Source organism: Mesorhizobium sp. M4B.F.Ca.ET.214.01.1.1 (assembly GCF_004791545.1).
Taxonomy (GTDB): domain Bacteria; phylum Pseudomonadota; class Alphaproteobacteria; order Rhizobiales; family Rhizobiaceae; genus Mesorhizobium; species Mesorhizobium abyssinicae.
Window position 1 is genome coordinate 85,988 of sequence record NZ_SRUX01000010.1, and the last position, 13,471, is coordinate 99,458.

15 protein-coding genes are annotated in these 13,471 nt (G+C 64.4%); 9 read left to right on the forward strand and 6 right to left on the reverse strand.

Features of this window, described 5'->3' with window-relative positions; all coding sequences use genetic code 11:
* Window positions 1-38: 38 nt before the first annotated feature.
* From rpoD to EN857_RS20345, 3 genes are all read left to right on the forward strand, one after another.
* Entirely contained in the window at window positions 39-2,069 is a 2,031-nt protein-coding gene (gene rpoD, locus EN857_RS20335; protein ID WP_127391802.1) for an RNA polymerase sigma factor RpoD, read from the forward strand.
* A 203-nt stretch (window positions 2,070-2,272) separates the two neighbouring features.
* Entirely contained in the window at window positions 2,273-2,566 is a 294-nt protein-coding gene (locus tag EN857_RS20340) for a GYD domain-containing protein (RefSeq protein ID WP_127284282.1), read from the forward strand.
* Window positions 2,567-2,640: 74 nt separating this feature from the next.
* Window positions 2,641-3,021, forward strand: a complete 381-nt coding sequence (locus EN857_RS20345; protein WP_187331430.1) for a DCC1-like thiol-disulfide oxidoreductase family protein — start codon at window positions 2,641-2,643, stop codon at window positions 3,019-3,021.
* A gap of 53 nt (window positions 3,022-3,074) precedes the next feature.
* Here the strand turns inward: EN857_RS20345 and EN857_RS20350 are convergent, their stop codons facing one another.
* Window positions 3,075-3,332, reverse strand: coding sequence for a DUF2798 domain-containing protein (locus tag EN857_RS20350; RefSeq protein ID WP_127391801.1), 258 nt, complete (start codon window positions 3,330-3,332; stop codon window positions 3,075-3,077).
* 271 nt (window positions 3,333-3,603) lie between these two features.
* Between EN857_RS20350 and EN857_RS20355 the strand changes: the two genes are divergently transcribed.
* Window positions 3,604-4,272 (forward strand): PadR family transcriptional regulator, encoded by a 669-nt coding sequence (locus EN857_RS20355; RefSeq protein ID WP_127308809.1) that lies wholly within the window; start codon window positions 3,604-3,606, stop codon window positions 4,270-4,272.
* 89 nt (window positions 4,273-4,361) lie between these two features.
* On the opposite strand, the gene EN857_RS20360 is transcribed toward EN857_RS20355, so the two are convergent.
* Together EN857_RS20360 and EN857_RS20365 are read right to left on the reverse strand one after the other, a co-directional pair.
* Window positions 4,362-4,622 carry a YiaA/YiaB family inner membrane protein gene (locus EN857_RS20360; protein ID WP_126058794.1) on the reverse strand — a complete coding sequence of 87 codons (261 nt, stop codon included), beginning with the start codon at window positions 4,620-4,622 and terminating at the stop codon, window positions 4,362-4,364.
* 39 nt (window positions 4,623-4,661) lie between these two features.
* A complete protein-coding gene (locus EN857_RS20365) occupies window positions 4,662-5,339 on the reverse strand; it encodes a PspA/IM30 family protein (RefSeq protein WP_127391800.1) in 678 nt (225 codons plus the stop codon).
* 163 nt (window positions 5,340-5,502) lie between these two features.
* Here EN857_RS20365 and EN857_RS20370 point away from each other — a divergent pair, with 163 nt between their 5' ends.
* Together EN857_RS20370 and EN857_RS20375 are read left to right on the forward strand one after the other, a co-directional pair.
* Window positions 5,503-6,144 (forward strand): TetR/AcrR family transcriptional regulator, encoded by a 642-nt coding sequence (locus tag EN857_RS20370; RefSeq protein ID WP_127391799.1) that lies wholly within the window; start codon window positions 5,503-5,505, stop codon window positions 6,142-6,144.
* A gap of 67 nt (window positions 6,145-6,211) precedes the next feature.
* On the forward strand, window positions 6,212-6,502 hold the full coding sequence (locus tag EN857_RS20375) for an HlyU family transcriptional regulator (protein ID WP_127284277.1): 291 nt from the start codon (window positions 6,212-6,214) through the stop codon (window positions 6,500-6,502).
* Between the two features lie 96 nt (window positions 6,503-6,598).
* On the opposite strand, the gene EN857_RS20380 is transcribed toward EN857_RS20375, so the two are convergent.
* Window positions 6,599-7,240 carry an FMN-dependent NADH-azoreductase gene (locus EN857_RS20380; protein WP_127391798.1) on the reverse strand — a complete coding sequence of 214 codons (642 nt, stop codon included), beginning with the start codon at window positions 7,238-7,240 and terminating at the stop codon, window positions 6,599-6,601.
* A 109-nt stretch (window positions 7,241-7,349) separates the two neighbouring features.
* Here EN857_RS20380 and EN857_RS20385 point away from each other — a divergent pair, with 109 nt between their 5' ends.
* The gene (locus EN857_RS20385; RefSeq protein WP_127391797.1) at window positions 7,350-8,306 is read left to right on the forward strand and encodes a LysR family transcriptional regulator; all 957 of its coding nucleotides are present in this window, start codon (window positions 7,350-7,352) and stop codon (window positions 8,304-8,306) included.
* On the opposite strand, the gene EN857_RS20390 is transcribed toward EN857_RS20385, so the two are convergent.
* On the reverse strand, window positions 8,239-8,865 hold the full coding sequence (locus EN857_RS20390; RefSeq protein ID WP_127391796.1) for a TetR/AcrR family transcriptional regulator: 627 nt from the start codon (window positions 8,863-8,865) through the stop codon (window positions 8,239-8,241). The genes EN857_RS20385 and EN857_RS20390 overlap by 68 nt on opposite strands.
* Before the next feature lie 65 nt (window positions 8,866-8,930).
* Between EN857_RS20390 and EN857_RS20395 the strand changes: the two genes are divergently transcribed.
* Entirely contained in the window at window positions 8,931-9,356 is a 426-nt protein-coding gene (locus EN857_RS20395; protein ID WP_127308814.1) for a VOC family protein, read from the forward strand.
* A gap of 227 nt (window positions 9,357-9,583) precedes the next feature.
* Window positions 9,584-12,445 carry a patatin-like phospholipase family protein gene (locus tag EN857_RS20400; RefSeq protein WP_135859046.1) on the forward strand — a complete coding sequence of 954 codons (2,862 nt, stop codon included), beginning with the start codon at window positions 9,584-9,586 and terminating at the stop codon, window positions 12,443-12,445.
* Between the two features lie 48 nt (window positions 12,446-12,493).
* On the opposite strand, the gene EN857_RS20405 is transcribed toward EN857_RS20400, so the two are convergent.
* A complete protein-coding gene (locus EN857_RS20405; RefSeq protein WP_127308816.1) occupies window positions 12,494-13,444 on the reverse strand; it encodes a trypsin-like peptidase domain-containing protein in 951 nt (316 codons plus the stop codon).
* Between the last annotated feature and the right edge of the window lie 27 nt (window positions 13,445-13,471).

Genomic DNA, 13,471 nt, shown 5'->3' on the forward strand with positions numbered 1-13,471 from the left:
CGCGGCTCCGCTTTAAGGCCGCTTGGAGACGACAAAGAATGGCGACAAAGGAAAAGGAAGAGGTCGAGACCGAACGCGAAGGCGCCACCGATGGCCCTCTGCTCGACCTTTCCGATGATGCTGTCAAGAAGATGATTAAGGCCGCCAAGAAGCGCGGCTACGTTACGATGGACGAGCTGAACTCGGTGCTGCCTTCGGAGGAAGTGACCTCCGAGCAGATCGAGGACACGATGGCGATGCTCTCCGACATGGGCATCAATGTCGTCGAGGACGACGAGCAGGGCGAGGAGTCTGAGGCCGCCGATACGAGCGCGGACGCCGAGGAAGACGCCAACGAACTCGCCGAGCAGACCGGCACCGCCGTCGCCACCACGACCACCAAGAAGGAGCCGACCGATCGCACCGACGATCCGGTCCGCATGTATCTGCGCGAGATGGGCTCGGTCGAGCTTCTGTCGCGCGAGGGCGAAATCGCCATTGCCAAGCGCATCGAGGCCGGCCGCGAGACGATGATCGCGGGGCTCTGCGAAAGCCCGCTGACCTTCCAGGCCATCATCATCTGGCGCGATGAGCTCAACGAATCGAAGATCCTGCTGCGTGAGATCATCGACCTCGAAGCCACCTATGCCGGACCCGAAGCCAAGCAGGCGCCAGTGGTCGAGCGAATCGAGGAAGCCCCCAAGGCGGACGAAAAGCCGCGTGGCCGCTCCGCCGCTCGCGACGAGGAAGACGACATCACCAATGTCGGCGGCGACACGCGCGGGCTGGAGGAAGACGAGGACGACGAGGACGAGGCGAGCCTGTCGCTGGCGGCGATGGAAGCGGAACTGCGCCCCCAGGTGATGGAGACGCTGGACGTCATCGCCGACACCTACAAGAAGCTGCGCAAGCTGCAGGACCAGCAGGTCGAGAACAGGCTGGCCGCGGCCGGTACGCTGTCGCCCAGCCAGGACCGCCGGCTGAAGGAGCTGAAGGATCAGCTGATCAAGGCGGTGAAGTCGCTGTCGCTCAACACGGCGCGCATCGAAGCGCTGGTCGAGCAGCTCTACGACATCAACAAGCGCCTGGTGCAGAACGAGGGCAAGCTCCTGCGGCTGGCCGAAAGTTACGGTGTGCGCCGCGAGGAATTCCTCAAGGAGTATCAGGGCTCGGAGCTCGATCCGAACTGGACGCGCTCGATCGCCAACCTGACCTCGCGCGGCTGGAAGGAATTCACCAAGAACGAGAAGGACGCGATCCGCGATCTGCGTTCCGAGATCCAGAACCTCGCCACCGAAACGGCGATCTCGATCCTGGAATTCCGCAAGATCGTCAACCAGGTGCAGAAGGGCGAGCGCGAAGCGGCGATCGCCAAGAAGGAAATGGTCGAGGCCAACCTGCGCCTCGTCATCTCCATCGCCAAGAAGTACACCAACCGCGGCCTGCAGTTCCTCGACCTGATCCAGGAAGGCAATATCGGCCTGATGAAGGCGGTCGACAAATTCGAATACCGCCGTGGCTACAAGTTCTCGACCTACGCGACGTGGTGGATCCGGCAGGCGATCACCCGCTCGATCGCCGACCAGGCGCGCACCATCCGCATTCCGGTGCACATGATCGAGACGATCAACAAGATCGTGCGCACCTCGCGCCAGATGCTGCACGAGATCGGCCGCGAGCCGACGCCGGAGGAACTGGCCGAGAAGCTGGCCATGCCGCTGGAGAAGGTGCGCAAGGTGCTGAAGATCGCCAAGGAGCCGATCTCGCTCGAAACGCCGGTCGGCGACGAGGAGGATTCGCATCTCGGCGACTTCATCGAGGACAAGATGGCGATCCTGCCGATCGACGCCGCGATCCAGGCCAATCTGCGCGAAACGACGACCCGCGTGCTCGCCTCGCTGACGCCGCGCGAGGAACGCGTCCTCAGAATGCGCTTCGGCATCGGCATGAATACCGACCACACGCTGGAAGAAGTCGGCCAGCAGTTCTCGGTGACGCGCGAGCGCATCCGCCAGATCGAAGCCAAGGCGCTGCGCAAGCTCAAGCACCCGAGCCGGTCGCGCAAGCTGAGAAGCTTCCTCGACAGCTGAGGCAGGCAAGCCATCGCAATCCAAAGGGCGCCATTGGCGCCCTTTTTCATTCTGGTCGATGGCTCTGCTGCTCTTGCCCGTGACAGCTGCCAGGAGGATACTTCGCGCGTCGGATGCGTTTTCCGGGCGACAAACCGGATGCCCGCCCCGGTGGAAGGTCGATGACCCGAGCCGTGCTCCGTGGCGCCGGAGGGAGGTATGCCATGACGACTTACATCTTGCTCCTCAACTGGACCGAGCAGGGCGCAAGGAATGTGCGCGAGTCACCGAAGCGGCTCGATGCCGCCAAGAAACAGCTGGGCGAGATGGGCGGATCGTTCAAGGCGTTCTATCTGACCATGGGCGACTGCGACATGGTGGCCGTGGTCGAGGCGCCGGACGACGCGGTGATCGCGCGCTTCGCGCTGATGCTGGCGGCAGGCGGCAGTGTCAGGACACGGACCCTGAAGGCATTTCCGGAATTCGCCTATCGCGAGATCATCACTTCGCTCGGGTAGCGCTCGGCGCGTCGCGGGTCTGCGTGGCGCTGCGTCATATTGCGGGGCCGTGCCGCCTCGCCGATAGTCGCGCCATGTCGAAGCCCCTGCTGACCGTCTGGTACAACACGCGCTGCCCGGTCTGCGACGCCGGCATCGGCAGGCAGAAGCGCCGGCTTGTCGAGGCGGTCAAGGCGGGCCGGATCGAATTCCGCGACATCAATCTCGAACCGGCGGCGCTCGCCGGATACGGCGCTGCGCTGGAGGATATCCGCCGCCGCCTGCACGCCACCGACGCCGAGGGCAGGCTGCTGGTCGGCGCCGACGTCGCGATCGCGGTGTGGCGGAGGACGCCGGGCGAAGGCTGGCTGGCGGCACTGTTCGGCAATCCGGTTGCGTTGCCGCTGACGCGCTTTGCCTATGATCGCTTCGCCGATCTTCTCTACGCCTGGAACCGGCGCAAGGGCCGCTGGTAGACGACGGGCTCGCCGATGAGGGTAGGCCCGGATCCGGGTCCGGGCCTTGCCGGCTACCTGGAGGCGGGTTCGCACAGCCAGCCGACGATGCGGCGCACCACCGGCAGAACCATGATCAGCGTCGGAAACGCCACCAGCCAGGAGAGGCCCCAGGCCGTCAGCCAGACGGCCGGCAGGCCGGGCTGAAGCCCAAGGCTCTTCAGCGTCGAGATGAACGAGACGATGAAGGTCATCAACAGCGACAGCACCAGCGGAGTGAGAACAGCGGCATAGCGCGCGGGCAGTCTGCCGCGCTTGCGGGTCGTGGGCATTTGGGATTTTCCCTGAAGTGTCCGGTCGAGCGCATAGGCATCCTTTGGCCGCTTGCGGCGCAATTGCCCGGAACGACCGGGGATGGATGCGTTGCTTGACGTCAGACGCTTACGGAGCGGTCGTCGACCCTCGCGCGCCTTCTAGCGGCGGGCGTTAGCGAAATCAATCCCGCTGGTGCTGTTTTCAGATACAACGTAAGATATATCTTGACTCGACGAGGCGGCGTGCCTAATTGAGATATATCGTAAGACATAACTCAAGGAGCAATCCATGCACAGACATCATCCTTTCGGCGAGCGCGCCGAGCGCGCTTTCCTGCATATGGCCGGCAAGTTCGGCGGTCGCGGCGGCGGTTTCGGTCCGTTCGGAGCGGGCATGCGGGGCGGCGGCCGCGGCGGCCCGGGCGACATGTTCCGCGCCGGGCGCATGCTGGCCGACGGCGATCTCAAGCTGATCACGCTGTCGCTGCTGGCCGAGGCGCCGCGCCACGGCTACGACATCATCAAGGCGCTGGAGGAGCGCACCAGCGGCATCTACAGCCCGAGCCCGGGCGTGGTCTATCCGACGCTGACCTTCCTGGAAGAGGCGGGCTATGCCATCTCCTCGGCGGAGGGCAACAAGAAGGTGTTCTCGATCACCGAGGCCGGACAGGCGCATCTCGACGAGAACCGCGAGATGATCGACCACGTGCTCGACCATCTCGAACGCTTCGGCCGCAAGATGGCCAAGGCGCGCGACTGGTTCGGCTGGAACGACGATAGCGAGGAGGGCGGCCGGCATCGCGGGCGCCACGAAAAGCGCGATGCGTTCCGTGCCGTGCGCCACCGGCTGCGCGCGGCGCTCAGCGAAATCGTCGACGCGCCGGAAGACAAGCAGGCGCAGGCGATGAGCATCCTGGAAGATGCCGCCGCGGCGCTTGAAGCGCTGTCGCGCCGCTGAAGCCGCCAGCACCCCACGCAAAAAAGCCCGGAAGATCCGGGCTTTTTTCGTTGCTGGAGCCGCACGTATCTGGGACGTGCCTGCCGGCGTCATTCCTTGCCGACATATTCGCTGATCAGCTTTTCGTTGCGCGCCTTTTCGATCTTGGCGGTCGTCTCGGCGGCGACGCGCTCGTCGGTGCGGTATTTGACGAGGTTGACCAGGCTGCCGGTGAGCAAGAGCACGCCCATGCCCCAATAGCCCTTGGTCGACAGGTCGACCGGGGCGAGCCACAGCGACAGGCCAAGCATGAAATAGGCAATGCCGACCGAGATGGTATTGAACATGATGTATGTCTGATTGGCGTTCATTGTCGTTGTCCCTTTGGTTGGTGAAGTAGGTTTCGTGGATCAGTGCGTGGATTTCAGGCGCTCGAGCACGTCCTGTGCCCGGACCTTGGTCGAAGGGCCGTGGCCTGCCTCCTCCAGCTTGCCACGGATGGCTTCCTGGCTGAGGCCGGCATCGATCTCGTCGAGGATGCTGGCTTCCTCGAACGGGTCGCTGCGCTCCCGGATGCGGGCGAGCAGCGCCTCTGCCTCGTTGAGGCTGGCTGTCCGGCCGATGGAACGGTTGAGGCGGCGCTGCGCCTTCTGCTCGGCGTCGATGGCACGCGCCGAGATCATGCCCTGGTTGAGGTCGACGATGCGTCGGTGCGCCTGTTCCAGCGACAGGCGCATGCGCAAGGTCTTCTCGGTCAGGCTGCGCACGGTGGTGCGGCGGACCTCGCGTTCATTCTCCAGTTCGGCGATGGCGGAAGCGCCATCGTGGGCGAGGGCCTCGGCACCCGCGGCAAGGGCGCTGCGGGTGCGCGTCTCCAGATCGGCAATGCGGCGGTCGAGTTGGTCGAGGCTGGCCTGTTCGGCGCGCTGACGCACGATCAGCGAGGCGAGCGTCTGCTTGGCGCAGGCGAGGCCGGCTTCGGCATCGCGGATGCGCTGGGCGAGAAGATCGACGGCGAACTGGTCCTTCAGCCGGTCCTCGGCCTTGGCGCCGGCGCCGTCCAGCAATGTCCTGAGAAGACTGAGCATTTGTTCGTTCTCCCTTTTATGAACATCGTTCACAAGGGCAATGTAGCAGAAAATGAACATTGTTCAAGATGCTTTTTGAACGCTGTTCATGCAGAATGGATTATGGTAAACCGGCATCCGTTGCCGCGCCCGAGAGGCGGCGGAGATGATGCGGAGACAAGGTTTGGCACTGGACAAGGAAGAGATGAGCGAGCGCGTCATCGCCATCGCGGAGAATCTGATCGAAGCCGGCGGGGCGGAGAACCTGAAGGCCAGGACCATCGCCACCGAGGCCGGCATCGCGGTCGGCTCCATATACAATCTGTTCCGGGATATCGACGACCTGCATCGCGCCGTGAACATGCGGCTGCTCGATCGGCTGGGCGAAGCCGGCGCCGCAGCGATGGCCGAACTCAAAAAGGCGGGGGTGACCGACACGCGGCAATGCTTGCTGGCGCTGGCGCGTGCCTATGCCGGCTTCGTGGAGGCGCATCCGGCGAGCTGGCCGGCCTTGCTCGCCTTCAACCGCCGCCAGCCGGCGCATGCGGAGCCGGACGCCTATGAGGCGCGGCTCAGCGATCTGCTGCAGATCATCGCCAGGGTGCTCGCCGACGGCCGCTTCGGCCTCGACGAAAACCGCCTGCGGATCGCCGCCCGCACCTTGTGGTCAAGCGTGCATGGCATCGTCACCAGCGGCTATGCCGCGAATTCCGCCGGGCGGCAGGCGGACGAGACTTGGGAGCAGATCGAGCTCCTGGTCGCCGTCTTCATCAAGGGGCTGGAACGGGGCGGGACATTGGATCATGCTGGCGCGGCACCGTCGTGACGCCTAAATGCGATAATGAGAACCGGCGCAGGCATTTTGCGCCGAGGTGAAAGTGGAGATTTGAACCATGTCTTTTCTGAAAAAGCTTTTCGGCGGTGGCGGCGATGCGGGCGAGCCCAAGAGCGCGGCGCCGGCAAAGCAGGTCGAGCACAAGGGTTTCCTGATCAGCGCCACGCCCTACAAGGCCGATGGCCAGTACCAGACCTGCGGCGTGGTCTCGAAGGAAATCGACGGCGTGACGAAGGAACACCGCTTCATCCGCGCCGACCGTTTCGCCGGCCTGGACGATGCCGTCGACATCTCGATCAAGAAGGGCATCCAACTGGTCGACGAGCAGGGCGAGCGAATCTTCGGCTAAGACATGCTGGCGTCCCGGCGCCGACGATCGGAAATGAAGAGGGGCCAGGCGCCGATTGTCGGCGTCTGGCCCTTTCAATTTAAGAACAGCGGATGTCTACGCCGCTGCCGCAACCTGCTTGCCGGCGGTTCCGGCCACCACCGCGTTGACCTTGGCAGTCGCCTTGGCGATCGCGGCATCAACGGCGTCCGGGCCCATGCCGACGCCTTCGATGCGGATGACGTCGACATCGGTCATGCCGAGGAAGCCGAGCACGCCACGCAGATAGGGGATGGCGTGATCCATCTGCACGGCCGCGCCCTCGGAATAGATGCCGCCGGAAGCGAGCACGATATAGACCTTCTTGCCGTTGACGAGACCCTTCGGCCCGCCTTCGCCGTAGGAGAAGGTCTTGCCCGAACGGGCGACGTGATCGACCCACGACTTCAGGGTCGAGGAGATGCCGAAGTTGATGAAGCCGGTGGCGAGGATGATGGTGTCGGCGGCGAAGAGCTCGTCGAGCACCGCGTCGGAGACGCCGACGACTTCGGCCTGGCGCTGGCTGCGCGCCTCGGCGGGCGTGTAGATGCCGGTCGAATAGTCGGGATCGATATGCGGCAGCGGATTGGCGACGAGATCGCGCACGACAAGCGTGTTCGACGGATCGGCGGCAAGCAGCTTGTTGGCAAGCTCGGTGGCGATGCGGGTCGAGTGCGAGGCGGCGCCGCGCGGGCTCGAGGTGACAAGAAGAATGGGCATTGCGGGGCTCTCCAGTGGGATTGAACTGTCCCGCTGAATATGGGTCGCTCGACTCATTCGAAAAACTGGTATATTTTCTATACGATCCATCCACAAAATAGATATAACGATGCAGCCCAATCCAACGCTCGACCAGTTGCAGATCCTGGTGGCGGTTGCCGATACCGGCAGTTTCTCGGCCGCCGGCCGCAAGCTGAACCGGGCGCAATCCGTCATCAGCTATGGTATCGCCAACCTGGAGGCGCAGCTTGGGCTGAAACTGTTCGAGCGCGAGGGGACGCGCGAACCGCAACTGACCGTAGTCGGACGGGCGATGCTCGAAGATGCGCGGCGCATGATCGGCGTGCTGCAGCGTATGCGCTCGCGTGTCGACGGCCATCATCAGGGACTGGAGGCCGAAGTCGCGCTGTCTGTCGATGCGGCGCTGCCCTCGCCGGTGCTGGTGCGAGTGCTGAAGGCGTTCGAGGCGCAGTTTCCGACCGTGATGCTGCGCCTGCATATCGGCACGCTTGGTGTCATTCCCGATCATGTGCTCAGCGGGCAGGCCGACCTCGGTATCGGCGGCATGCTGGGCGAGGTCGACGTCCACCTCGTGCGCATCGGCTTCATGTCGATCGTGCTGGCCGCCGCGCCCAGCCATCCCCTGGCGCTGCTGCCGAAGCCGGTGACGCTCGAGGATGCGCGCGAACATACGCAACTCGTCGTCACCGACCAGTCCGAACGCACCAAGGGACGCGACTTCGGCGTCTTCGCCTACCGCACCTGGCGGCTGACCGATATGCGCACCAAGCATATGCTGATGCGGGAGGGGCTTGGCTGGGGAGGCCTGCCGCGCTGGCTGATCGCCGACGATCTGGCAAGCGGCAGGCTGGTGGAGCTCGACCTCGAGGTCTTCAGGGAGGCGCGTTCGCCGCTTTTTGCCATGCATCGCAATGACAGCAGCCCGAAGCCGGCTGCGGCCTGGCTGATCGACCGGTTCAAACGAGGGCTCGGCTGCTTCAACGAGATGGAGCCGGGCGTGTGGACCGAGGAGGAGCCGGAGACAGACCGTCGATCAGCGCCATGAGCACGGCGCGGTAGTCGCCGCTCGATGCTCCCGCTTCGACGGCAAGCGCGGCGCGGTCGAAGGCAGCGGCGAGCAATGCGGTCAGCGGCTCGATCGGCAGTCTTGCCATGGACTGCTCGCGCATCGCCGCGACGAGGCCTTCGCGCAGCGAGCGGTTGCCATGGCGGTTGTCGATCTCATCCATGGCGGAGCGGCCGAGCACGGCGGGCCCGTCGAGAAGCAGCAGGCGGGTGCGGCCCGGCGCCCGCATCGCCGCGAGATAGGCGTCCGAGCCGGCGATCAGCGCGTCGCGGGCAGGGAGCGATGCGGGCGAGGCGCGCTCGATCTCTTCGGCCACCGCGCCAGCCTCCTGCTCGACCACGGCGGCAAACAGCGCCTGCTTGTCGGCGAAATGGTGATAGAGCGCGCCGCGGGTGACGCCGGCGGCGGCGACGATCTCCGGCGTGCCGGTCTCGGCATAGGACTTTTCGGTGAATAGTTTTCGTGCGGCGTCGATCAGATCGGCGCGCGTCGCCTCGGTGCGGTCGCGGTTGGAGCGGCGCGAGGATTCTCGTTGCATACATGCAGCCTGTATGTTATTGCATTTACATGCAGACTGTATGTTGTTTGACGGGAGAAGGAAAGATGAAGACGACGAGCTACTATCCGGTGCTGATGACAGGCGACGTCGCCGGTACGAAAGAATTTTATGTCGAGCATTTCGCCTTCAAGCCGCTGTTCGAGAGCGACTGGTATGTGCATCTGCAGTCGGCCGAGGACCGCCGGGTCAATCTCGGCATCGTCCAGGGCGACCACGAAACGATCCCGGAGGAAGGGCGGGGCCGCACGTCGGGCCTGCTGATCAATTTCGAGGTCCGCGACCCCGACGCGATCTATCAGCGGGTGCTGGCCGCCGGCCTGCCGATCCTCAGAACTCTCTGCGACGAACCTTTCGGCCAGCGCCATTTCATCACCAGGGATCCGAACGGCGTGCTGATCGACGTGATCAAGCCGATCCCGCCGAGCCCCGAATTTCAGGCGCAGTTCGTGCAGGGAGCGGCGGCGGGCTGAGCGGCGACCGTTGGCGGCAATTGTCGGCATGGCGATGCCGACGGGCGGCCGCCTGGCGGGCTCGCGTGCCTCGCGAAGCAAAGCGCATGCTGTCGTTAAAGTCGCCCGTGATTTTCAAGTCACGGATGATCCAGGCGGCGGTTTCACTTTCCTGACGGCAATAATCCTTGCGAAAAACCTTGTTTGCCTATTGTATTGTTCAGCAATAGCGGTGTCGGGGGATAGCTATGGCCAGTCGAGGAGAGGAATCAAATTCTGGCCCGTATACCGACAAATTCGAGAGGGTTCTGCGGGCGGAGTATGACGCCATCCTCGATCGCCGCCGCGCGCTCGGCGTCGATGCATCAAAAGATACTGGCGGCAAGCCCGATTCCGTTGCCAAGGGTGATCCGGCCTGGCTGTTTGGCGTGGCGCTTTCGGGTGGCGGGATAAGATCGGCTTCGCTCTGCCTCGGCGCGCTTCAGGCACTCGACCAGTACAAGCTCATACCTCGGATCGACTATCTGTCGACGGTATCGGGCGGCGGCTACATCGGATCGGCGATGATCGCCGACATGACGCGCCAGGAACTCGCGCCGGCGAAGAGTGGCAAGCGCAAGCGGCCCGATTTTCCCTTCGCCTCGGGCGACGACGTGCGCGACAACGCGCTGGTCGGCCACATCCGCGACAACAGCCGTTTCCTGGCGCCGCGCGGCTTCCAGGATATCACGCTGTCGATCGGCATTCTGATGCGCGGCTGGATGGTCAATGTCCTGCTGTTGCTGACGCTGATCCTGCCGCTGGCGACATTCGTCATCCTGACCAACCCGACCACCGATCATCTCGGGCACAGCATCGTGCTCGACGTCGCCAACTGGCTCTTCGGCGACGATTGGGGCAAGGCGGGATGGGCCGCCAGCCTGCGATCGCTGGTGGCCAACCCGTTCGTGCTCTCGCGGTCGATGATGGTGGTTCTCGCCGTCTGGCTGGTCGTCTGGGGCTTGCGACGGTCCTATACCGACAGCTATGCCTTTGCGCGCAAAGGCGAGCGCCTGGAACAGGACAGCAATTGGGCCAAGGGCGGTCGCACCCTGCTGCTGGTCACTGCCGGCCTGCTCCTGATTGAAATTCAGCCGAAGATCATCCTGTGGCTGATCGAGGTGACCTCTCCGAAGGCTGGTCATCGGCAGACGACAATGGAGACGCTCAAGGCGCTGATCACGGCGGCCGGGGCCATCGTCACAGCCACCGCCGCCTTCAGGGGCATTCTGATTTCCTGGCTGCAGAAGGCCCTGAATTCGCCGGGGATCGGACACCAGCTGCGCGGCTATCTGGCGCGCGCGGCATTTCTCGCACTCGGTCTTGCCCTGCCCCTGCTGATCTACGGCTTCTTTCTGTTGATCACGATCTGGGGCATCAAGATCTTTTCGCCGATCACGATCTGGGGCTTCGACGTGTCGTGGCTGTTTGGCCGCGACAGTGGCTATGCCTACGGTCCAGCCTGGCTGACGGCCGACAATCGCGTCCTGTTCACGATCCTTGTCATATCGATGGCGCTGTTTCTGGCGGCGCGAACCTTTGTGGTTCGCTATCTCGCCGACGATCTGGCCCCCGGTCGGCTCAGTGGCTTCTTTGGCGCGATGAGGCATGACTATAGCGGATCGGTGGTCATCAAGGTGCTGCTGCTCATTGCATGCTCAGCCATTTTCGCCGTGGCCGCCAGAATGGCGAAAGGGGTCTGGCAGCACGACGAATCCACCGTGCTGCTCAACTATCTGGCCATCAGCGCCATCGTCACAATGGTGGCCTTCAACTTCACCGAGAACGCCAATGGGTTGCACCGCCTTTACCGCGACCGGCTTCGGCAGGCATTTCGCCTCGGCGGCAGCGAAGACCAGGCCGACATCGCGCTGGATGCCCTCGGCGCGATGGCGCCCTATCTGTTGATAAACGGCACGTTGAATGTGCGCCGCGCCAGGGATGCCGGGCAAACAGCCGGTCCTCCGAAGAGGTCCGTTCTCGTCCGCGCGATCCGCTGGGTGGGCGCCAAGGTTGCCGCAGCCATAAGGTTGAGGGCCTGGTGGGGCGGGCCGGATATCATTCTGCCGGGCCACCATCGGCCAATCGCGCCCCCACCTGCCGTGCAAGTCCACAGCCTTCCCGAGGCCGACCCGAGCAAGAGAGGGCGCAACGCCGAATTCTTCCTGTTTTCAAAACATTTCGTCGGCAGCACCTCGACCGGATATGCGTCCTCGACAGCAATGGCCAAGGCAGAGGGGCAGTTGGACCTCGCGGCAGCAGCGGCGATCTCGGGGGCCGCCATCTCCTCCAGCATGGGTCGCACCAGCCTCGGCCTGCTTGGGCCGACGCTTGCCCTGCTCAACCTGCGACTGGGGTTCTGGCTTCCCAACCCGAGCGGGATTGCGCTTGGAAAGCGGCCCCCGCGGCGCAGTTGGGAAGATATCCTGCGGCTGTATCTGCTCGCGGAGGCGACGGGGCAGCTGAGGTCCGACAGTTCGCGGGTCTACATCACCGATGGCGGCCACATCGACAATATCGGCCTCTACCAACTGCTCAAGCGCAGGTGCAAGCTGATCATCGTGGTCGACGCCGAGGCCGATGCCGGCATGAATTTCGGCGCCTTCACCGACGTCCAACGCTTCGCGCGGATCGATCTCGGCGTGCGCATCTCGCTCGACTGGCGACCGGTCAGGGAAGCGGCGCTGGCGCGCGACGCCAACCGCACCAAGATCGTCCCGCCGGAATCGGATTTGCATCTGCGGCATTTCGCGGTCGGCAAGATCCTCTACGAGAATGATCCGGTCGAAGGCATCCTTGTCTACGTCAAGGCGTCGGTTACCGGCGATGAGCCCGACTATGTCCTCGATTACGAGCGTCGCTACCCGCTTTTCCCGCATGAATCGACCAGCGATCAGTTCTTCTCGGAAGAGCAGATGGAGGCCTATCGCGCACTTGGCTTCCACGCCATGCGGGTGGCGCTGCGCGAACGGCCGCATACGGCTGAGATCAAGGCCGAGGACAGCGCGCAGGCAAGTCTGGTTGCCTTGCTGAAGATGCGTCTGGGCAATCAGGGGCAAGAGATCAGATAGCGCATCGGGGACGCCCCGACGATTACCGGGGCGTTGGGAGCAGGTCGCTCAGTTCGGCCTTGCCACCGGCGTCACCGCGACCTGGCTGACGCCGGTCCGCCGCACCACGGTGCAAAGCGTCTCGCGGCCGATGCGCTCGGCGTCGAGCATGCGCACGAGGTCGTCGACGCCGGTGACCGGACGGCCATCTATCGCGGCGATGATGTCGCCTTCCTTCAGCCCGGCCCTTGCCGCCGGGCTGTTCTTTTCGACGCTGCGCAGGCGCACGGCGGTGCTGCTCGAGACCTGCGACAGAAGGGCGGCGCGGCGCGGCAAATTGGTGGTGTCGGCGGACACGCCGATGAAGGCGCGGCGCACGCGGCCGAAGCGGATGATCTCCGAAATGACGAAATTGGCGGTGTTGGAGGCGACGGCGAAGGCAATGCCTTGCGCGCCATGGATCATGGCGGTGTTGACACCGATCACCTCGCCCGCCGACGACACCAGCGGCCCGCCGGAATTGCCGGGGTTGAGCGCCGCGTCGGTCTGGATGACGTCGTCGATCAGCCGTCCGGTCGAGGCGCGCATCGAGCGGCCGAGCGCGGAGACGACGCCGGCGGTGACGGTCCATTCGAAACCGAGCGGATTGCCGATGGCGATCGCGATCTGGCCGCGCCTCAGCCGCTTGGAATCGCCGAGCGGCGCGACATCGGTGAAGCTGCCGTCGGCGCGCACCAGGGCGATGTCGGTGTCGGGATCGCGGCCGAGCACGCGGCCTTCGCGCGACGCGCCGTCCGGCATCGAGACGCGCACGGCGCGCGCGTCGCCGACGACATGGAAGTTGGTGACGACCAGGCCATCCGGCGTGATGACGAAACCGGAGCCATGGCCGCCGGCGCCGCCGACACGCTCGATGCGGCAGACGGCGGGACCGATGCGGTCGACCGCGTCGGCGACGGTCGCCGAATAGGCGTCGAGCAAGGCTTCGTCGGATTGGAGTTTGGCGGCGGCGAGGGCCATGGGAAGGGCTCCGTGGTATCAGGCGCA

Coding starts and splice junctions, on each gene's coding strand:
- EN857_RS20375 (WP_127284277.1), top strand. CDS start 6,212: ATGTCTTTTCTGAAAAAGCTTTTCGGCGGTGGCGGCGATGCGGGCGAG.
- EN857_RS20355 (WP_127308809.1), top strand. CDS start 3,604: ATGCACAGACATCATCCTTTCGGCGAGCGCGCCGAGCGCGCTTTCCTG.
- EN857_RS20340 (WP_127284282.1), top strand. CDS start 2,273: ATGACGACTTACATCTTGCTCCTCAACTGGACCGAGCAGGGCGCAAGG.
- EN857_RS20380 (WP_127391798.1), bottom strand. CDS start 7,240: ATGCCCATTCTTCTTGTCACCTCGAGCCCGCGCGGCGCCGCCTCGCAC.
- EN857_RS20385 (WP_127391797.1), top strand. CDS start 7,350: ATGCAGCCCAATCCAACGCTCGACCAGTTGCAGATCCTGGTGGCGGTT.
- EN857_RS20360 (WP_126058794.1), bottom strand. CDS start 4,622: ATGAACGCCAATCAGACATACATCATGTTCAATACCATCTCGGTCGGC.
- EN857_RS20390 (WP_127391796.1), bottom strand. CDS start 8,865: ATGCAACGAGAATCCTCGCGCCGCTCCAACCGCGACCGCACCGAGGCG.
- EN857_RS20400 (WP_135859046.1), top strand. CDS start 9,584: ATGGCCAGTCGAGGAGAGGAATCAAATTCTGGCCCGTATACCGACAAA.
- EN857_RS20345 (WP_187331430.1), top strand. CDS start 2,641: ATGTCGAAGCCCCTGCTGACCGTCTGGTACAACACGCGCTGCCCGGTC.
- rpoD (WP_127391802.1), top strand. CDS start 39: ATGGCGACAAAGGAAAAGGAAGAGGTCGAGACCGAACGCGAAGGCGCC.
- EN857_RS20395 (WP_127308814.1), top strand. CDS start 8,931: ATGAAGACGACGAGCTACTATCCGGTGCTGATGACAGGCGACGTCGCC.
- EN857_RS20405 (WP_127308816.1), bottom strand. CDS start 13,444: ATGGCCCTCGCCGCCGCCAAACTCCAATCCGACGAAGCCTTGCTCGAC.
- EN857_RS20365 (WP_127391800.1), bottom strand. CDS start 5,339: ATGCTCAGTCTTCTCAGGACATTGCTGGACGGCGCCGGCGCCAAGGCC.
- EN857_RS20350 (WP_127391801.1), bottom strand. CDS start 3,332: ATGCCCACGACCCGCAAGCGCGGCAGACTGCCCGCGCGCTATGCCGCT.